Source organism: Pararhizobium mangrovi (genome assembly GCF_006516965.1).
GTDB classification, from domain to species: domain Bacteria; phylum Pseudomonadota; class Alphaproteobacteria; order Rhizobiales; family Rhizobiaceae; genus Pararhizobium_B; species Pararhizobium_B mangrovi.
Map to the genome: position 1 here is coordinate 29305 of NZ_VHLH01000033.1, position 17411 is coordinate 46715.

The 17411-nt window shown below is 63.9% G+C and carries 14 protein-coding genes, 1 tRNA gene and 1 riboswitch; of the genes, 4 read left to right on the forward strand and 11 right to left on the reverse strand.

The genetic code is table 11. The annotated features are described in order from the left end of the window. Window positions 1-109: 109 nt before the first annotated feature. A riboswitch (glycine riboswitch) is annotated at window positions 110-199 on the reverse strand. Between the two features lie 125 nt (window positions 200-324). Further along, the gene (locus tag FJU11_RS15515) at window positions 325-516 is read left to right on the forward strand and encodes a CsbD family protein (RefSeq protein ID WP_141167989.1); all 192 of its coding nucleotides are present in this window, start codon (window positions 325-327) and stop codon (window positions 514-516) included. A 179-nt stretch (window positions 517-695) separates the two neighbouring features. On the opposite strand, the gene FJU11_RS15520 is transcribed toward FJU11_RS15515, so the two are convergent. After that, window positions 696-1073, reverse strand: a complete 378-nt coding sequence (locus FJU11_RS15520) for a DUF423 domain-containing protein (RefSeq protein WP_141167990.1) — start codon at window positions 1071-1073, stop codon at window positions 696-698. A 390-nt stretch (window positions 1074-1463) separates the two neighbouring features. Here FJU11_RS15520 and FJU11_RS15525 point away from each other — a divergent pair, with 390 nt between their 5' ends. Further along, window positions 1464-3230, forward strand: a complete 1767-nt coding sequence (locus tag FJU11_RS15525) for a TadE/TadG family type IV pilus assembly protein (RefSeq protein ID WP_141167991.1) — start codon at window positions 1464-1466, stop codon at window positions 3228-3230. A 96-nt stretch (window positions 3231-3326) separates the two neighbouring features. Here FJU11_RS15525 and FJU11_RS15530 read toward each other — a convergent pair whose 3' ends face one another. From FJU11_RS15530 to FJU11_RS15545, 4 genes are all read right to left on the reverse strand, one after another. Further along, entirely contained in the window at window positions 3327-7133 is a 3807-nt protein-coding gene (locus FJU11_RS15530) for a vitamin B12-dependent ribonucleotide reductase (protein WP_141167992.1), read from the reverse strand. Between the two features lie 561 nt (window positions 7134-7694). After that, window positions 7695-8192, reverse strand: coding sequence for a xanthine phosphoribosyltransferase (gene gpt, locus FJU11_RS15535; RefSeq protein ID WP_141167993.1), 498 nt, complete (start codon window positions 8190-8192; stop codon window positions 7695-7697). A 256-nt stretch (window positions 8193-8448) separates the two neighbouring features. Beyond that, window positions 8449-8802 (reverse strand): EthD domain-containing protein, encoded by a 354-nt coding sequence (locus FJU11_RS15540; protein ID WP_141167994.1) that lies wholly within the window; start codon window positions 8800-8802, stop codon window positions 8449-8451. Window positions 8803-8827: 25 nt separating this feature from the next. Then, entirely contained in the window at window positions 8828-9655 is an 828-nt protein-coding gene (locus FJU11_RS15545) for an antibiotic biosynthesis monooxygenase (protein WP_181408208.1), read from the reverse strand. 159 nt (window positions 9656-9814) lie between these two features. On the opposite strand from FJU11_RS15545, the gene FJU11_RS15550 reads away from it, so the two are divergent. Next, window positions 9815-10513 (forward strand): IclR family transcriptional regulator, encoded by a 699-nt coding sequence (locus tag FJU11_RS15550; RefSeq protein WP_141167995.1) that lies wholly within the window; start codon window positions 9815-9817, stop codon window positions 10511-10513. A 261-nt stretch (window positions 10514-10774) separates the two neighbouring features. On the opposite strand, the gene FJU11_RS15555 is transcribed toward FJU11_RS15550, so the two are convergent. The 6 genes from FJU11_RS15555 to FJU11_RS15575 all read right to left on the reverse strand — a co-directional run bounded on the left by FJU11_RS15555 (window position 10775) and on the right by FJU11_RS15575 (window position 16938). Beyond that, entirely contained in the window at window positions 10775-12463 is a 1689-nt protein-coding gene (locus FJU11_RS15555; RefSeq protein ID WP_141167996.1) for a GMC family oxidoreductase, read from the reverse strand. Continuing rightward, on the reverse strand, window positions 12460-13125 hold the full coding sequence (locus FJU11_RS15560; protein ID WP_181408209.1) for a gluconate 2-dehydrogenase subunit 3 family protein: 666 nt from the start codon (window positions 13123-13125) through the stop codon (window positions 12460-12462). Before FJU11_RS15560 ends, FJU11_RS15555 begins: the two co-directional genes overlap by 4 nt. Continuing rightward, window positions 13122-14105 (reverse strand): hypothetical protein, encoded by a 984-nt coding sequence (locus FJU11_RS18390; protein WP_181408210.1) that lies wholly within the window; start codon window positions 14103-14105, stop codon window positions 13122-13124. Before FJU11_RS18390 ends, FJU11_RS15560 begins: the two co-directional genes overlap by 4 nt. A 132-nt stretch (window positions 14106-14237) precedes the next feature. Next, a complete protein-coding gene (locus FJU11_RS15565; RefSeq protein WP_210242900.1) occupies window positions 14238-14525 on the reverse strand; it encodes an enolase C-terminal domain-like protein in 288 nt (95 codons plus the stop codon). Further along, a complete protein-coding gene (locus FJU11_RS15570) occupies window positions 14522-16297 on the reverse strand; it encodes a thiamine pyrophosphate-requiring protein (RefSeq protein WP_141167998.1) in 1776 nt (591 codons plus the stop codon). The genes FJU11_RS15565 and FJU11_RS15570 overlap by 4 nt, the downstream gene beginning before the upstream one ends. 566 nt (window positions 16298-16863) lie before the next feature. Then, window positions 16864-16938: transfer RNA gene (locus FJU11_RS15575), tRNA-Thr, on the reverse strand. A gap of 117 nt (window positions 16939-17055) precedes the next feature. Between FJU11_RS15575 and FJU11_RS15580 the strand changes: the two genes are divergently transcribed. Next, window positions 17056-17250: a hypothetical protein gene (locus tag FJU11_RS15580; RefSeq protein WP_141167999.1), complete on the forward strand. Its 195-nt coding sequence runs from the start codon at window positions 17056-17058 to the stop codon at window positions 17248-17250. Window positions 17251-17411 lie beyond the last annotated feature (161 nt).

Consider the following 17411-nt stretch of genomic DNA (forward strand, 5'->3'; position numbering starts at 1 on the left):
GTTGCCGGCAAAGACCCTCGGGCCTTCCTTGAAACCCCCTCTGTCCTTTCGCCTGAGATTGTTATCCCGTCGGCGGCCGCATCCATGAGCGGCTCTCTCCAGAGTTCTGTCGGCTCGGCTGGTCCTTTTGCCTGAGAGTTTCCGGGGCGGTTGCTCCTTCGGCACCGGCGCGAAGCCAGCTTCTCCCAACGCGAGAGCCCTGATTATGGGCCCATCGCCTGCGAATGCAAGGCCCTCGAAGCGCCGATATGGCGCATCTTCCCGGGGAACTCCGCACGTCATGGGACGTTTTCTTTTTGTCCCAACCATAAAAGGACGGAAGCGATGAGCAGTTTTACCGACAAGGCGAAGGGCGCCGCGAACAAAGTGACCGGCAAGGCCAAGCAGGCCGCGGGCGAGGCGAGCCACGACCGCGAAATGAAGGCCGAAGGTCACGACCAGGAGGCCAAGGGCCATCTGCAGGATGCCAAGGGCACCGCGAAGAAGGGCGTCAAGGACGCCATCGACCGGACCTGATCGGCCGACCTCGCCGATATTGAATTCGAAGGTCGAGCCGGCGCGAATGCCGGCTTTTCTTTATCATGAAGCGGCCACCGATCCGCTCGCATCCGGCTCGGTTCCCGAATTGGTCGAGCCGGAAAAGGGGCAAGGTCGCGATCCGGCCTTTGGATCGTTCTTCGCGTCGATGATGGCGTTCAGGGTCGGCTTTTTCTCGCCGGCGCGAAGGCTGCGAGCGCGACGGCGGCCCAGCCGACGATCATCAGCGTGCCGCCGATCGGAGCGGCATAGGGAAAAAGCCGTTCGTCGCGCATTGCCTGCGTCGCGAGATCACCGGCGAAGAGCAGCGTACCGCCGCCGAGAAGAGCCGAAGCAAGCGTGAACATGCCCGGCCGCGGCCGACGCGCATCGAGCGCGATCAGGCTCGGCGCATGGACGAGGCACATCGCAGAAGCCGGCGCCAGAAGTCGCACCGCTCCGCCGCCATGCGCCGCACCCGCCGCCATGGCGACCCCTGCCGCCCCGAGAAGTCCGGCGATGAAGACGAGAATGCGGGAATAGCTTTCGTCCTTCATGGTCCCAGCTCCTTGAATCCGATATTCGAACCATACCGGGCGCCGTCCACCCTCGATCGTTTGATCGAAGGATCGCCGCCGTAACTTATCGCTGCGTTATCAGGCTATCCCCGCTTTGCCCATACGGACGACGCGATCGGCGACAGGTCGTTAAAGTACCGCGGATGCCGTTATGGGATTGTACACCGTGCCGATCGAAAGCCGGTTCACAACGCAAACTCGCCAAACTAACGCCAGATAGAACCTAAGCGTCTGATGAGACTTCAGAAATCCCGTTCGCCGTTATCTCGTTCCCGTTTTCAGCATCGATAGGTCTGCACGCGCGCAACCAAGCCTTAATGAGCGTCCATTCATGGTCTGCCACGGGTAACATGCGTGCTGGAGACGTCGATGAAGAACGTTGGGGATCTGCTTGCTTCGAAAAGCGGAAATTTCGGGCTGCTGACAGCATTGATGCTGCCGGTGCTCGTCCTTTCCGCAGGGGTGGCGATCGACACGGCGAATATCTTTTCCGCGCGCGAGGCGTTGCAGCACGCGGTGGACGATGCAGTGCTTGCCGCGTCAAAGACCAACGAGAACACCGACGAACGTCGTGCGACCTTCGAACGTGTCCTGGCCGCAGGCGCTTCGAACGGCCGGACGCTCTACAACGTTGCCGGCGACATCGACTTCAAGGGCAGTGCAAACTCGCTTCAGGCCACCGGCAAGGCGTCGGCCGACGTCAAGCTGGCTTTTCTCGGCCGTTTCAACTTCGCCGATCTGCACCTCGATCTCGACGCGGTCTCCTACCAGTCCACACAGTCGCTGGAAGTGGCGATGGTTCTCGACAATACGGGCTCACTCGGTGCCAATGGCATCAAGCAGTTGCGTACGGCCGCCAAGAGCCTGACTGAAATTCTGCGCAAGCAATCCGAAAAGCGCAAGAAGGACAACGGCCAGGAAAAGCCGATCACCGCTGCCTTGGTCCCGTTCGTCACCGCGGTCAACGTGCGTAATGCGGAATGGAATCCGAAATGGTTGAGCGGCTTCGACCACAACCCGACGACGGCCCAGGATAGCGCGTATGTGACGGGAGGCGTCAGCAACTGGCATCTTTTCGCCGATCTCGCCAATGCCGACCAGGACGAGGTCTGGCCCGAGAGCAAGTATCTCGCAACGGGTACGGGCGACTGGCATGATGGTCCCTATGCCGCCGACAGCGAGCCGGCGCGCGTATGGAAAGGGTGTGTGGAGGCGCGGGCAAAGCCTTACAATCTGGATGATGCGCCGCCTTCGGCCAGTGATCCGGAAACGCTCTTCACGCCGTATTTCGCTCCGGACGAACCCGGTAAGGCACGTCCGGTCGGCAATTCATCGAAGTACGGCTCGTCGGCCGGCAATGACGCCGATTACTTCAACAATTCCTATCTTGCCGACGATATCCTGGACGGCAAGGAGTACGACCACCCCGGCAAGCCAAGCTATGGGGAATACGAGTTCGACGGTGCCGACGCGGTTGCCGATCAACGCAAACGCCAGTCGAACGTGACGAAATACACCTCCGCCAGCCAGGCCGACCTCAGCGAAATCAGTGAAACGGGCTCGCTGACCAACGGTCCGAACCGAGCGTGTCCGTCGCCCATCGTTCCGTTGACGGACGATTTTGACGGCCTCGAATCCAGTATCTCAGCGATGAACTACTTCAACGGCTCGGGAACGAACGTTTCGGAAGGCCTCGCTTGGGGCGAAAGGGTGCTTTCTCCCGCCGAGCCCTTCACCGGCGGTGGCGGCTTCAACGACGACAAGGTGTCCAAGGCGGTGGTGCTCTTCACCGATGGCGAAAACGCTGTCTTCGGCGCCCAGAAGGCCAAGATCAACAAGTCCGATTACGGTGCATACGGATATCTCGACTCGAACCGTTTCGATACGACGAGCAAGGGTACTGCCGTCAGTCACGTCGACGACTGGACGAAGACCGTCTGCGCCAATCTGAGAAGCAAGAACGTCGACATTTATGCCGTGCTACTCAACGCCGACACCAACTCCAACCGCAAGCTTTACCGGGACAATTGCGTCACCGATCCTGCAAACTATTACGCTGTGGACAATGCGAGCGATCTCGAGTCCGTCTTCAAGGACATCGGCAACCAGTTGACGCAGCTCTACCTTATGAACTGAGGCGATAGTCGGCTTACGGTCTGATTGACACGGAGGCCGCTGCTATCAAGCAGCGGCCTCGTCGGTCATCATCACTAATATCGAGCAAGCGGAGTGTCAGCTACAGCCGCTCGTCGAGCCGCAGGTGTCGCACTTTTCGCAGGTTCCGTTCCTCACCATCGTGAAGTTCTGGCATTCCGAGCACATGTTGCCGGTGTAGCCCTGCATGATCGACTTCATGCGCCGATCGGCCTGCAGCTTCTTCGCTTCGGCGGCTTCCTGCTTGGCGCGCTGTGCCTCTTCGGCCGCAGCGTCGGTGAAGGTTGCCGTTTCCGTGCCGACCTCGGCATGCGCTTCGGCATGGCTTTCATAGTCGCGCTTGAAGGCCGGGCTTTCTTCCGAAAGTGCGGTGGGCGAGGGGTTGGCGATCGCCGCGGCGGCCGCCGAGCCGCCCTTTGTGGTGGCCATTGCCGTGACCGTACCACCCTTGCCGCGTGCGCTCGCCTGGGCACTGCCGTCGTTCGCCGAGCCGGAACCGGTCGAGCCGGCATTCTGCACGAGCGTCGGCTTGAAGCCGCGGGTGAGCCCCGTCGAGACGATCTGGGCGTTGCCTTCCTTCACGCCCTTGCCGAGCGCGGTGTTGGAAAAGTCCGTGATGTCGACATGGGCGAGGTCGTGGCGGCCGAGATAGGAGATCGCCAGTTCGCGGAAGACGTAGTCCATGATCGACGTCGCGTTCTTGATCGCGTCGTTGCCCTGGACCATGCCGGCCGGCTCGAACTTCGTGAAGGTGAAGGCCTCCACATATTCCTCGAGCGGCACGCCGTATTGCAGGCCGAGCGAGATGGCGATCGCGAAATTGTTCATCATCGCGCGGAAGGCGGCGCCCTCCTTGTGCATGTCGATGAAGATCTCGCCGAGGCGGCCGTCGTCGAATTCGCCGGTTCGAAGATAGACCTTGTGGCCGCCGACGATCGCCTTCTGGGTGTAGCCCTTGCGCCGGCCGGGAAGCTTCTCGCGTTCGCGCGACACCTTCTCGATGATGCGCTCGACGATCTTTTCCGTCACCTGAGCGGCTTGCACGGCGGCCGGTGCTGCGGCGATCTCCTCCAACGCGTCCTCGTCCTCATCGTCGTCCTCGATCAGCGAGGCGTTGAGCGGCTGGGAGAGCTTGGAGCCGTCGCGGTAGAGCGCGTTCGCCTTCAGCGCGAGCTTCCACGAGAGCATGTAGGCGCTCGTGCAATCCTCGACCGTGGCGTCGTTCGGCATGTTGATCGTCTTGGAGATCGCGCCTGAGATGAAGGGCTGGGCGGCGGCCATCATGCGGATGTGGCTTTCGACCGAGAGGTAGCGCTTGCCGACCTTGCCGCACGGGTTCGCGCAGTCGAAGACGGGCAGGTGCTCGTCCTTCAGGAAGGGCGCGCCCTCGAGCGTCATCGCGCCGCAGATGTGGATGTTCGCAGCCTCGATCTCCTTCTTCTTGAAGCCAAGATGCTCCAGCATGTTGAAGGAGAAGTCGGCGAGCTGCTCGTCCGAGCAGCCGAGCACGTCTCGGCAGAAATCGGCGCCCAGCGTGAACTGGTTGAAGGCGAACTTGATGTCGAAGGCCGACTTCAGGGCGCCGTTCAGCGTCTCGATGATTTCGTCGGTGAAGCCCTTGGCCTTGAGCGAACCCGGATTGATCGCCGGCGCCTGATTGAGGTTGCCGTGGCCGACGGCATAGGCCTCGATCTCGGCGATCTGGCTTTCGCTGTAACCGAGCGTGCGAAGCGCTTCCGGCACGGCGCGGTTGATGATCTTGAAGTAGCCGCCACCGGCGAGCTTCTTGAACTTCACGAGCGCGAAATCGGGCTCGATGCCGGTCGTGTCGCAGTCCATGACGAGGCCGATCGTCCCGGTCGGCGCGATGACGGTCGCCTGCGCATTACGGTAGCCGTTCTTTTCGCCGAGCGCGACGGCGTTGTCCCATGCGGCCGTCGCATGCGCGATCAGCGCCGGATCCGGGCACTCGTTATGGGCGAGCGGAACCGGGTTCACAGCAAGCTTCTCGTAGCCCTGGCGCTCGCCGCGGGCGGCACGCCGGTGGTTGCGCATGACGCGCAGCATGTGCTCGCGGTTTTCCTGATAGCCCGGGAAGGTGCCGAGTTCGCCGGCCATCTCCGCCGAGGTCGCATAGGCGACACCCGTCATGATCGCCGTCAGGGCACCGGCAATCGCCCGGCCTTCGGTCGAGTCGTAGGGGATGCCGGAGGTCATCAGCAGGCCGCCGATATTGGCGTAGCCGAGGCCGAGCGTGCGGTAGCGGTAGGAGAGTTCGGCGATCTGGCGCGAGGGGAACTGCGCCATCATCACCGAGATCTCGAGCACCATCGTCCAAAGCCGTGTGGCGTGCTCGAACGCGGCGACGTCGATGTTCTTCGTCGTCGCGTCCTTGAACTGAAGGAGGTTCAGCGACGCGAGATTGCAGGCCGTGTCGTCGAGGAACATGTATTCCGAGCACGGGTTCGAGGCCCGGATCGCACCGGCGGACGCGCAGGTGTGCCAGTCGTTCATCGTCGTGTTGAAGTGCAGGCCCGGATCGGCCGACGCCCAGGCTGCGAAGCCGATCTTCTCCCACAGGTCGCGCGCCTTGACGGTCTTCATCACGCGCCCGTCGATGCGCCCGGTCAGGTTCCAGTCGCCATCGGACTCGACCGCGCGCAGGAACTCGTCCTTGATCGAGACGGAGTTGTTCGAGTTCTGGCCGGAGACGGTGAGGTAGGCTTCCGAATCCCAGTCCGTGTCGTAGACCGGGAACTCGATGTCCGTGTAGCCCTGCCTGGCGAACTGGATGACGCGCTTGACGTAGTTCTCCGGAACGCTTGCCTTTTTGGCTGCCTTTACCTCGCGCTTGAGCGCGGTGTTCAGCTGCGGATCGAAGCAATCGTCCTGCGACCCTTCGCAGTTCACGCAGGCCTTCATGATGGCCTTCAGGTGATGCGAGACGGTCTTCGAGCCGGTGACGAGGGCTGCGACCTTCTGCTCCTCGCGCACCTTCCAGTCGATGTAGTTCTCGATGTCCGGATGGTCGATGTCGACGACGACCATCTTCGCCGCGCGGCGCGTCGTGCCGCCGGACTTGATTGCGCCGGCCGCCCGGTCGCCGATCTTGAGGAAGGACATGAGGCCCGACGACTTGCCGCCGCCGGAAAGCTTCTCGCCTTCTCCGCGCAGATGCGAGAAGTTCGAACCGGTGCCCGAGCCGTACTTGAAGAGCCGCGCCTCTCGCACCCACAGATCCATGATGCCGTTGTCGTTGACGAGATCGTCCTCGACCGACTGGATGAAGCAGGCGTGCGGCTGCGGATGCTCGTAGGCCGATTCGGACTTCGTCAGGGTGCCGGTGAACGGGTCGACGTAGAAATGGCCCTGGCCGGGGCCATCGATGCCGTAGGCCCAGTGCAGGCCGGTGTTGAACCACTGCGGCGAGTTCGGCGCGACGCGCTGGGTCGCGAGCATGTAGGCGAGCTCGTCGCGGAAGGAGAGCGCATCGTCCTCGGAGGCGAAATAGCTGCCCTTCCAGCCCCAATAGGTCCAGGTGCCGGCAAGGCGATCGAAGATCTGGCGTGCGTCGGTTTCGGAACCATAGCGTTCCTCTTCCGGCAGCTCGGCAAGCGCCTTTTCGTCGGCGACGGAGCGCCACAGCCAGGACGGAACGGAGTTCTCCTCGACCTTCTTCAAGGCCGCGGGGACGCCTGCCTTGCGGAAATATTTCTGCGCCAGAATGTCGGCGGCGACCTGGGAGAACTGCGCGGGCACGTCGATATCGGCCAGGCGGAAGACGATGGAGCCGTCCGGATTGCGGATCTCGCTCGTCGCCTTGCGGAATTCGATCTCCGCATAGGCGGACTGTCCGGCCTTGGTGAAATGACGCTCGATGCGCATGGCTTATCGTCCTTCCAATGCTCGCGCGCCGCTGATGCCAGCCGGCTCGCGCAGTTTCCCACAATCTGGCAGCGCCGAAGACCCTGCCACCCCCGGAGAATCGGAGTTCAGATCAATTCGACCTGAAATCCGTATCTTGTGGCAACGCTGATCCGCAACACTAAATATAGTGTTAACCGTTGTTGTCCACCAGCGTCGACCGACCGGAATCGGCGGGGCGTCCAGCGGTGCCGATGCGCCACATCGATCGGCGCCGGCACCTTGGATCACGCACGCCGTTCCGGGAAAGCGACCGGTTCGTAGAGATGCCGGCCGCGTCCGGTTCAAGAGGCCGCGAGTCGGGTCTTCCGGTCAAGCGCTGGCGTTCGCTGAGATCTCGTCCACAACATCTTGTGTGGATATCGGGGAAACACACGGAGAGCTTGGCCAGCCGGCGTTCGCGCCGCTGTCAAGGGTGCAGTTTCGGCTGCGCACCGAAAAGAATCGGGGAGAAGGGTGCATATCGGACACAGCCGCGGGCGTCCTTGCGAGGGCCGGGCCGTCGTGAAGGCTCGGGGCGCCTCAGTCCTTCTCGTCGTGGGCGATCGGCTCCTGATAGGAAAAGCCCATGTCCCACGGAAAATAGATCCAGGTATCCTGGCTCACCTCGGTGACGAAGGTATCGACGAGGGGCCGGCCTTTGGGCTTGGCATAGACCGTCGCGAAATGCGCCTTCGGCATCATCGCCCGCACGATCGCCGCCGTCTTGCCGGTGTCGGTCAGGTCGTCGATGATCAGCACGCGCTCGCCCTCGTCTTCGAGGAGGTCGGCGGAAACCTCCTTCAGCACCTGCATTTCGCCCTGCGTGGTATAGTCGTGATAGGAAGCCACGCAGACCGTCTCGATCAGCCGCACGCCGAGTTCGCGCGCGATGATCGCGGCGGGAACGAGCCCGCCGCGGGTGATGCACACGATCGCCTCCCACGTCGTTCCGCTTCCCGAAAGCCGCCATGCGAGCGCTCTCGCGTCGCGATGGAACTGATCCCACGAAACGGGAAAGGCTTTTTCGGGCAGGGGCATGGTCGTCATTCCTTCAGGCGGGAGGCGAAAGGGCATCGAACGAACCGAACGGGACTCGGCGAACGGTTTCAATACCAAAAGTGTAGCGCATGGTCGCCCGATTACGGAAACACGTCCGCGACCGGTCGTCGAGGCCGTTTCCATGCCGTCCGTGCGATCGTGTTTGATACGCCCGTCGCCGAGGGAAGCATGCACGTAAGACGCGTGCGCGCTTATCGTCGGGAATGTCGTGGATCGACCGGGATGGCGATGAACGTCACTCCTGCTCTTCGATGATTTCGGTCTGCTCGCCCACGAGGATCAGCGTCGTCTCGTGGTCGAGAAAGGTCTTTTCGTCGGGGAAAACCTCGTCCTGGTAGGTCTGCGAGGTAAGGACGGCGCGCATGCCCTCGCGGCTGTCGAACCAGATCTCGGCCGTGCCGTCGTAGTCGGCCTGGGCGATCGTGCCCTTCGGCGGTTCGACCGGATGGGTCTGGATGTAGCGCAGCACGTGGTCGTCCGCCTCGGGGATCGAACGGAAGAGCGGTCCGTGATCCTCGATATGATGGCGGACGAATTCGTCGTGCGAGATTTCCGGGTTGCGCTTCAGGAACATCGTCATCTTGATCATGATAGCAGCTTTCGAAAAAAAGGGTTCAGGGGCGGGGCGTCCAGCGGATCGTCGGCGCGTCGTTCGGGTAGTCGATACCGTCCGGGTAGGTTAGGAACTCAATCAGCATGCCCCATGGCGCCCGGCCGTAGATGCCGGCATTGTCGCCCTTATCTTCGACGGCGGCCAGCGGATGAGGGCCTTCCAGAAGTTCCCCGCCTGCGTTTTCGAAGGCGGCGATCGCCGCATCCATATCGTCGACGTAAAGGCCGAAATGGGTGAGCCCGAGATCCTGCAACTGCGGGGCGGGACGCTGTTCGCCATCTGCGATCTGGAAGAGTTCGAGGCATGGGCCGTCGCCGAGCCGCATCAGCCGCATGTGGACGATCTTCGTTCCTTCCGTCAGGCCGAGCTGGCGTTCGGCTTCGCGGCCGGCCTGGGGTTCCTCGTCGGGCGTCTTGACCTCGTAGAGGGTCGACGCGCCGAACGCTTGTTCGAAGAAGCGCGCGGCCGCGGGAAGATCCGGCACGGTCACGCCCAGATGGTCGATCGCGCGGAACGGTTCGGCGGCGGTTTTCTCGCGCGCGAGCGGAGAAAGTTCGCTCACCTCGGAACTCCCTCCGGCCGCGATCTCCTTCAGCGCCGCGTTGAAGGCCTTGGTATGGTCCATGGAAAGATGGGCGTCGAAGGCCGCGTCGTCACGGTATTCCTCGAGCATGACGACGGCGCCGCTGTCGTCCTCGCCGTAGCTTTCGAAACGGATGTTGCCGGGTTCGCGCCGCACCCGACGGGCAAGCTCCTCGACGCGGGTTCGAAGGGTCTCGTGCTGTCCCTGCAGCGGCGTGGCACGGGCGATCATCAATCGGGTCATCATCATCATCTCCGTCTTTGGGGAATGCCGGTCGCGGCGTCGGATCGGAAAGCACGAGGATCGTCAACGGTTCCGGAAATTCAGCGATGAATGTGAGGTTTCGGCTATCTTCCATAAAAAGTTCAGCCATATTGAACTTCGAACTGAAATAGGGAGGAGTCCATGGTCCAGTCGGTCGAGCGCGCGCTCGAAATCCTCGAATGCATCGCCCATGCCGGCGGTGCCGCCCATCTGAACGAGATCGCGCGCGAGACGCGTCTGAAACCGACGACGGCGCATAACATCCTGAAGACGCTGCATGCGCTCGGCTACGTCCGGCGCAGGGAGAAGAACACGCGCTACTATCTCGGCGATCGCATCCTCAATCTTGCTCGCGTGGCGGGTAACGACAGCGGTCTCCGCCGGACGCTGCGCCCGGCGCTGGAAGCGATGGCGGAACAAACGGGCGAGACCGTCTTCGTCGCGGTGCCTTCGGGCGACGAGGTCTATTTTCTCGACGCGATCGAGAGCCTGAAGCCGTTGAAGGCCGCAAGCCAGGAAGGCCAGCGCACGCCGATGGTGGGGTCGGCGATCGGCCTTCTCTTCCTCGCGCATATCCCGTCGCTGCGCCGGCGCATGCTCGGCCCGCACGCCGACCGCATCGGCCCCTCGATCGATGCCGAGATCGACGCCACGGCCGAACGCGGTTACGCGCTGGACCAGGAGAACTACCTGCCGGGGCTGAACTGCGTCGCCGTGCCCTGGATCGACGACGGCGAGGTGCGGGCGGGCTTCGGGCTGAGCGGTCCGACCCGACGTCTGCCGCTCGAAACGCTGACGGAACTGGCCGAAACGATGAGCGGGATCGTCGCGCGGATCTGAAGGCGACTGGTTCTCCTGCTGGTAGATAAGGGGCTCGGTCGGCACCCGGCCGCCCGCGCCGCGGCCGGGTGCGGGAAGCATGCGCTGCGACGCGTCGAACGCCGTACCGTCGAAGATCTCAAGAACGGAATCGGCGAACTGTCGGCTGCATCGGCTTGCAGAACGCCGCGCCGCCATTGCGAACGCCCGTCACCCGTCCTTACGATATCCGGCAGGCTTTCATCCCGGCACGCGACGATCGAGGATGCGCGCGCTTTCGCCTCATGCGCCGCGTTTGCCGTCTGCCGCCGCGGATTGGCTCAGTTCGCCGCGCTTGCCCATCGCGATGATGCGGTCGGCGATGCGCAGCGAATTGGCGACGATCGTCATCGACGGGTTCACGCCGCCGGCCGTCGGGAAGAGGGAGCCGTCGCAGACGAACAGATTGTCGATGTCCCACGAGCGCCCGCTGGCATCGACGACGCTCGTTGCCGGATCGTCGCCCATGCGGCACCCGCCCATGAGGTGCGCGGTGCTTGCCGTGTGGAAGAGGTTCGATCCGCCGGCGGCCTCCAGCATGCGGCTCATGAAGTCCTCGGCGTGTGCCGCCAGCCGCTTGTCGTTGTCCGAAAGCGAGAACGTGACCTTCGGGATCGGCAGGCCGAGGCGGTCCTTCTCGTCGGAAAGCTCCACGCGATTGTCGTCGTTCGGCATCGTTTCGCCGACGATCTTCAGGCCCGCCATGTGGTTGTAATGCGCCATCCAGTTGCGCAGATCGGCGCCGAAGGGGCCTTCGTTTTCGACGAGCGTCGTCGCGAAGTCCGTCGGCAGCGGACCCTGACTCATAAAGGAATAGCCGCCGTCGAAATCCTTGCCCTCGTCGACGTAGTTCCAGTGCTCGCATACGGCAAGCGAAGGCGGGCCTTTGTACCAGCGGATTTCCTCGTTCATGATGCCCCACACGGCGTTGTTCGTGTGCGCCATCAGGGCCTTGCCGACGAGCCCCGAAGAATTGGCGAGCCCGTCCGGATGTTTCTCGCTCGCCGAATTGAGGAGGAGGCGCGGCGTTTCGATCGAGTAGCCCGAGGCCACGACGTTCTTCGCCTTCTGGAAACGCCATTTCCCATCGCGGTGGTAGTGGACGCCGGTTGCCCGTCCGTCCGGCCCGGTCTCGATCCGCCCGACCATGGCGAGGTCGCGGATTTCCGCGCCTGCCGCGAGCGCGCGGGGGACGTAGGTCACGAGCATCGACTGCTTGGCGTTGGTCGCGCAGCCGATCTTGCAGAAGCCGCGATTGACGCACGGATGCGCCTCGCCGCGCGGGGCGGAAAGCGAGGCGGTCGGCGTCGTCGTCCATTTCACGCCCATCGCCTCGGCGCCGCGCGCCAGGACGAGTGCGGAAGCGGACAGTTCGTGCTCGCGATAGGGGTAGCGCCCGCGCTTCGGCCCCCATGGATAGCGAACGGGGCCGGCGATCTTCATGTCGTTCTCGGCAATGGCGTAGTAGCGCCACATCTCGCGCCAGTCGACGGGCCAATCGTGGCCGTAGCCGAGCGCGGTGCGGGACTTGAACCACTCCGGACGGAAGCGAAGCGCCACCATCTGGAAGTGCACGGTCGTCCCGCCGACGCACTTGCCCGAATTGTTGGAGCCGAATTCCAGCGGATCGTTGCCGCCCGAGATCCGCTCGTCCAGCCAGTAGAGCTTTTCCTGTTCGGCCTCGTCGGATGCGAAATCCTCGAGCGGCCGATAGAACGCGCCGGCGTCGAAGGCGACGACGGAAAACCCGGCTTCGGCGAGCCGTGCGGCGAGGACCGAGCCGCCGCAGCCCGTGCCGACGATCGCGAAATCGACCGGCTCGTTCTCGTCGTATTCGCGCATCGGCACCCACTCGCCGCGGCGGAAGACGTTGGGTGCACGGCCCTTCGTTGCTCGCAGGGTGAATTCGGCGTCGGAGGCGATCGCGCTCATGTCTCGTCCTCCGAAAGATCCTCGGCCTCCTGCGGACGGCGCTTCTCCTCGGCCTCCCACGGATCGCGCATGTCCGGTCCGAGGCGCAGATAGCCACGGGGGGCGGCCGGGCCGCCGAAGCCGATCTCGTTCCATGCGGCAGGATGGGAATAGTAGATCTTCACCGCCTGCTTGAGCAGCACGTGGCGGAAGAAGCTCTTCGGCACGAGGCCTTTCCAGTGCTCGCCGTCCACCCTTCCGGTGTCGATCGCTTCGAGGACCGAGTGCCGCTCGTCGGCGGAGAGCGAGAGGAAACCGCGACCGTGCATGGCGTGCGCTTCCGCATCGATCGCGGCGAGGCCGCGCGGCCACGCCTCGCGCTGCGTCAGGACGTCCTTGTGCCGGGTGCCGTCGGTCAGATTCATGGCGAGCTTCTCGTCCAGCAGCGCCTCGAGCGGAATGCGGTCCGCCTCGCTGCGTTCGGGCTGCGGCAGGACGGTGTCCATGACGGCCCGGAGCAGGGCGTATTGTGCCTCGTCGAGAAAGCGGCGCTTCGGCACATGCTCCAGCCGATGGGCGATGACGCGGCGGGTGACGTCGTCGAAGGAGGGCGTGTCCCACTTCGCCAGCACGTTGTAGTCCGGATAGGGGGTGCGGAAGCGTTTCAGGTGTTCGCGGCTCATTCGGGTTCGCTCCCCGGTGTCACGAGATCGAGTGCGGCAAGGCCGATCATGGCGATGCCGGCAAGGCTCGGTGGTGCTGCGACGGGCGGGCCCTGGAAGAGATTCTGCGTCCAGTTGGAGAAGCCGCCCATGTTGCGGCTGACACCGTAGGCATGCAGGCCCGTGCCGGCGACGGCAAGGCCCATCGTTCCGGCGAGCCATCCCGCCGCCTGCCGCTCGTGACGGCAGCCCGGCCGGGCGACGGCATAGGCGATCGAGACCGCGTTGAGGGGAAGCGCCGAGACCGGCAGATACATGAGCTTGTTGTGGAAGGCGCCCCGGAAATGCAGGAGGCCGATCTCCGCCGTCAGCCCGAACAGGCCGAACGCCGTGAGGGCGCCCAAAAGGCGGCCGGAACCGTGCCGGAGCCGGACGGTGCCGCAAGTGTCTGCAGCCTGCGCGTCAACCGCACCGATACCCGCAAGACCCGCCAGCAGGAGAGCACCCGGCGCGCCGAAGGGTGCACGATAGAACAGATTGTTGAAGGAGAGGCCGCCCGGCCGTTCCAGGATGTTCTTCACGTGGAAACCGAGGCCGAAGAGACCTGTCGTGACGGCACCGCCGAAGATCGCCGTCTTCACGCGTGCGCCGCGGGCCGACACCAGCGTGGCGACGGCGGTGGCGAGCGTGATGGCCGCGGCGATCGGCGCGACGTGCATGGCCGGTTTCTTGTAGTTGCCGCGATAGTGTTCCATAGCACTGTCGGCGACGACGCTCGCGGCAAGCAGCGCCGCACCACCGGCGGCAAGCTTGCTGGCGCGCGACGGCGGCTTTCCACCGGCAGCGAGCAGGCCGACGCCTGCCGCGACCGCGAGCCCGCCCGCCATCGCTTGCATCAGCCGCCGGCTCGACATCGGCGGCTGGTTGATAGCGGGAGAGGGACGGGCGCCATGACCGAGAAGCGCGCCGCTTCGTGCCCGTCCGGGTTCCTGGAATGCCAAAGCGGTTTCCTTCGCGTTGTCGTCCTTCGTTCAGGTCGGAGAACGCGGACGAAGACGGGGCGTTCATCGGGACCGACGCTTCAAAACGCCGCGTCGTTCACGCAGCCCGATAAGATCCCGCGTCCTTTTCCTTCAGCGCGAGCCCGATGCCCGGGCGCGAGAGATCGGGCGAGATCGCGCCGGCGGCATCGGGCGCCGGTGCGCCATCGAGCGCATCTTTTCGATGCGTACGTGATCGTGAAACCATTCCATGCGCCCCTGGCAGAGGCTGGCGCAGGCGACCGGCAGGTGCGGTGGCGGCGCGCAGTGGCTGGAAAGCGGCAGGTTCGCCGCATGCGCCAGCGCATCGGCGAGCAGATAGCCCGTATAGCCGAGGCAGCGCGTAGCATCGGCCTGCAGCACGTCGACCGCCGTCCTCACACCAGCGAGCGTTCCAGGGTGTGCCAGACCAGCGCCCCTCCTTCCGGATCGCCCGAAAGAAGCGCCTTAGCGAAGCTTTTCGCCTGCTTGCTGGTGATGTGCGGCGGCAGGGTCGGCATCGTCGCGTCCACCTGCGCGTCGATCAGGTAGGGCCGGTCGGCCGAAAGGGCCTCGTCCCAGGCGGCACCGACATTTTCCTGCCTGTTGAGCCTGACGACGCCGAAGCCGAGGCTTTCGGCGAAATCGGCATAGGGGAAGAAGGGTATGTCCTGCGTTTCCTCCACCTTCGGCGAGCCCGCCATGGCGCGCAGTTCCCACGTCACCTGATTGAGATCGTTGTTGTTGAGCACGGCGATGACGCAGCGCGGATCGGCCCATTCCCGCCAGTATTTGGCGATGGTGATCAGCGCGTTGATCCCGAGCATCTGCATCGCGCCGTCGCCGACGAAGCCGATCGCCACGCGGTCGGGGAAGCAGAACTTCGCGGCCGTCGTGTAGGGCACGCCGGGGCACATGGTCGCGAGATTGCCCGACAGCGACGCCTTCATGCCCTGCCGGATGCGGATCGCGCGGGCGAACCAGTTGGCCGACGTGCCGGAATCGGCACTGATGATCGCCTGGTGCGGTAGCCGGGAGGAAAGCTCCCAGAAGAGCTTTTCCGGATTGATCGGGTTCGCCCCGAGATCGGCGCGCTTGGCCTCGTCCTCCCACCAGGAGGCGACTTCCTTCTCGATCTTTTCGCGCCAGCTGCGATCGGACTTGCGCTGGAGAAGCGGCAGAAGATCGCTCAACGTCTCTTTCGCGTCGCCGACGAGATTGACGTCCATCGGATAGCGCAGGGAAAGCATGCGCGGCGCGATGTCGATCTGCACGCCCTTGGCCTTGCCTTCCTCGGGCAGGAATTCGGAATAGGGAAAGCCCGAGCCGATCATCAGGAGCGTGTCGCACTCCTTCATCAGGTCCCAGGAGGGTTTCGTGCCGAGAAGGCCCATCTGGCCGGTCACGTAGGGCGTGTCGTCCGGCAGCACCGCCTTGCCGAGCAGCGCCTTGGCGACGCCGGCGCCGAGCGCTTCGGCGACTGCCGCCACCTCGTCGCCGGCATTCAGCGCACCCGCACCGACCACGATACCGACCTTTTCGCCGGCATTGAGGATATCGGCGGCCGCCTCCAGTTCCGCACGCCGGGGTACCAGTCGCGGTGCTGTATAGCCGACGCCGGTATGTACCGTACCGTGTTCCATCGGCGGAACCTCGACGGCCTCCTCCTGCTGCACGTCGTTCGGTACGATCATGCAGGTCACGGTGCGCTCGCCGGCGGCGATGCGCATGCCGCGGTCGATGAGCTGACGGGCCTGCGTCGGCACCATACAGGTATGAACGTAGGCGCCGGCGACATCCTTGAAGAGGTTCTGCAGGTCGACTTCCTGCTGATAGTGCCCGCCGATCGCGGAGCGCGCCTGCTGGCCGACGATGGCGAAGACCGGCTGGTGGTCGAGCCGTGCGTCGTAAAGCCCGTTCAAAAGGTGGATGGCGCCGGGCCCGGAGGTCGCGAGGCACACGCCCACTTCGCCGGTCCACTTGGCATGGGCGCAGGCCATGAAGGCGGCTTCCTCCTCATGACGCGTCTGGACGAAGGCAATCGGATCCTTGTCGTCGCGGCCGAGCGCGGCCACGAGCCCGGATATGCCGTCTCCCGGGTATCCGTAGATCCGGGTGACGCCCCATTCCTTGAGACGTTCGAGCATGAAGTCGGCAACGAGCTTGCGAGCCATCGGATCTTCCTCTCGTTCAAGCGCAGGGATGAGTCATCGTCGTCATCATCGAGCCGCACCGCGTGAAGCGGACGCCTGCCGGTTCGAATGCGACGTTGAAACGAAGGGTTGTCCCGTCAGTTCCGCCTTGCGAGCCCGACGGATCACAGCAACCGCACGGCAACGCATCGCGGGACTGCTTCGGTAGCGTTAAGGCATTGATTTAGAAGGAGCGGAGGTCGGCAAAAACCGGCGGCGCCGATTATGCGTCAGGGTGCCGCACATTCGCACATCCAGTTCTTGCCACCGTCTTCAAACGAAATGCAGCCCGTTCGGAAGGCATGCGCCGCCGATCCGTGTTCCGAGCCGGATCGTTTCGAACGGGAGACTTCCGCGACAACCTGTTCCTGGCTGAAGGACGATGAAGCGATCATCGGTTTCGCTTGAAAGAAGTCGCGTGCGTTGCACCACACCGGTGCTTACACCGAGCCGGCTTGCACGCCGCATTGCGGCTTGGCAGTGCAAACACCGGTAGACCCTTGTGGATCCAGGCGTCTTTTGACATCGGAGAAAAAGAAGCTGGTTAATGGTGCTGCCGCGGGGATTTGAACCCCGGGCCTCTCCCTTACCAAGGGAGTGCTCTACCCCTGAGCTACGGCAGCGTCCGGCGGGCTCTTGCCACAGGTCGGGGCGTGGTGCAAGCGTTCGGGTGCTGGTCTTGAATGGTGGCGCGTGAACGGTCCTTGTTTTTCGTGGGGGCTTTGCGTTAAGGCGAGCGGATGACCGGGCGTGAGCGGGACGAGGCGCCGGAGGGCGGCGAGGCGAAGGATGCGCGCAAGGCGCGCCTTTCCGCACAGTTGCGTGCGAATCTCAAACGCCGCAAAGCGCAGGCGAAGGCGCGGCGTGCGTCGGACGACGATGGCGGTTCCGCGTTCGATGCGGGAAGCCGGTCGCCGGGCGACGATGCCGATTGAGCTGAAAATCGAATTCGTCGGCTGCTCGGTAAGCGAACGGGACCGAAAGCGGACACGGCATAGGGGCGGGCTTTCGAGCCCGGAGAGAGCATGGATCGCATACGCATAGTCGGTGGCCATCGTCTGAACGGCAGCATTCCGATCTCGGGTGCGAAGAACGC

Excerpts from the sequence above, each read along its gene's own strand:
- FJU11_RS15515 (WP_141167989.1), top strand. The coding sequence starts at position 325 with ATGAGCAGTTTTACCGACAAGGCGAAGGGCGCCGCGAACAAAGTGACC.
- FJU11_RS15520 (WP_141167990.1), bottom strand. The coding sequence starts at position 1,073 with ATGAAGGACGAAAGCTATTCCCGCATTCTCGTCTTCATCGCCGGACTT.
- FJU11_RS15525 (WP_141167991.1), top strand. The coding sequence starts at position 1,464 with ATGAAGAACGTTGGGGATCTGCTTGCTTCGAAAAGCGGAAATTTCGGG.
- FJU11_RS15530 (WP_141167992.1), bottom strand. The coding sequence starts at position 7,133 with ATGCGCATCGAGCGTCATTTCACCAAGGCCGGACAGTCCGCCTATGCG.
- gpt (WP_141167993.1), bottom strand. The coding sequence starts at position 8,192 with ATGCCCCTGCCCGAAAAAGCCTTTCCCGTTTCGTGGGATCAGTTCCAT.
- FJU11_RS15540 (WP_141167994.1), bottom strand. The coding sequence starts at position 8,802 with ATGATCAAGATGACGATGTTCCTGAAGCGCAACCCGGAAATCTCGCAC.
- FJU11_RS15545 (WP_181408208.1), bottom strand. The coding sequence starts at position 9,655 with ATGATGACCCGATTGATGATCGCCCGTGCCACGCCGCTGCAGGGACAG.
- FJU11_RS15550 (WP_141167995.1), top strand. The coding sequence starts at position 9,815 with ATGGTCCAGTCGGTCGAGCGCGCGCTCGAAATCCTCGAATGCATCGCC.
- FJU11_RS15555 (WP_141167996.1), bottom strand. The coding sequence starts at position 12,463 with ATGAGCGCGATCGCCTCCGACGCCGAATTCACCCTGCGAGCAACGAAG.
- FJU11_RS15560 (WP_181408209.1), bottom strand. The coding sequence starts at position 13,125 with ATGAGCCGCGAACACCTGAAACGCTTCCGCACCCCCTATCCGGACTAC.
- FJU11_RS15570 (WP_141167998.1), bottom strand. The coding sequence starts at position 16,297 with ATGGCTCGCAAGCTCGTTGCCGACTTCATGCTCGAACGTCTCAAGGAA.
- FJU11_RS15580 (WP_141167999.1), top strand. The coding sequence starts at position 17,056 with ATGACCGGGCGTGAGCGGGACGAGGCGCCGGAGGGCGGCGAGGCGAAG.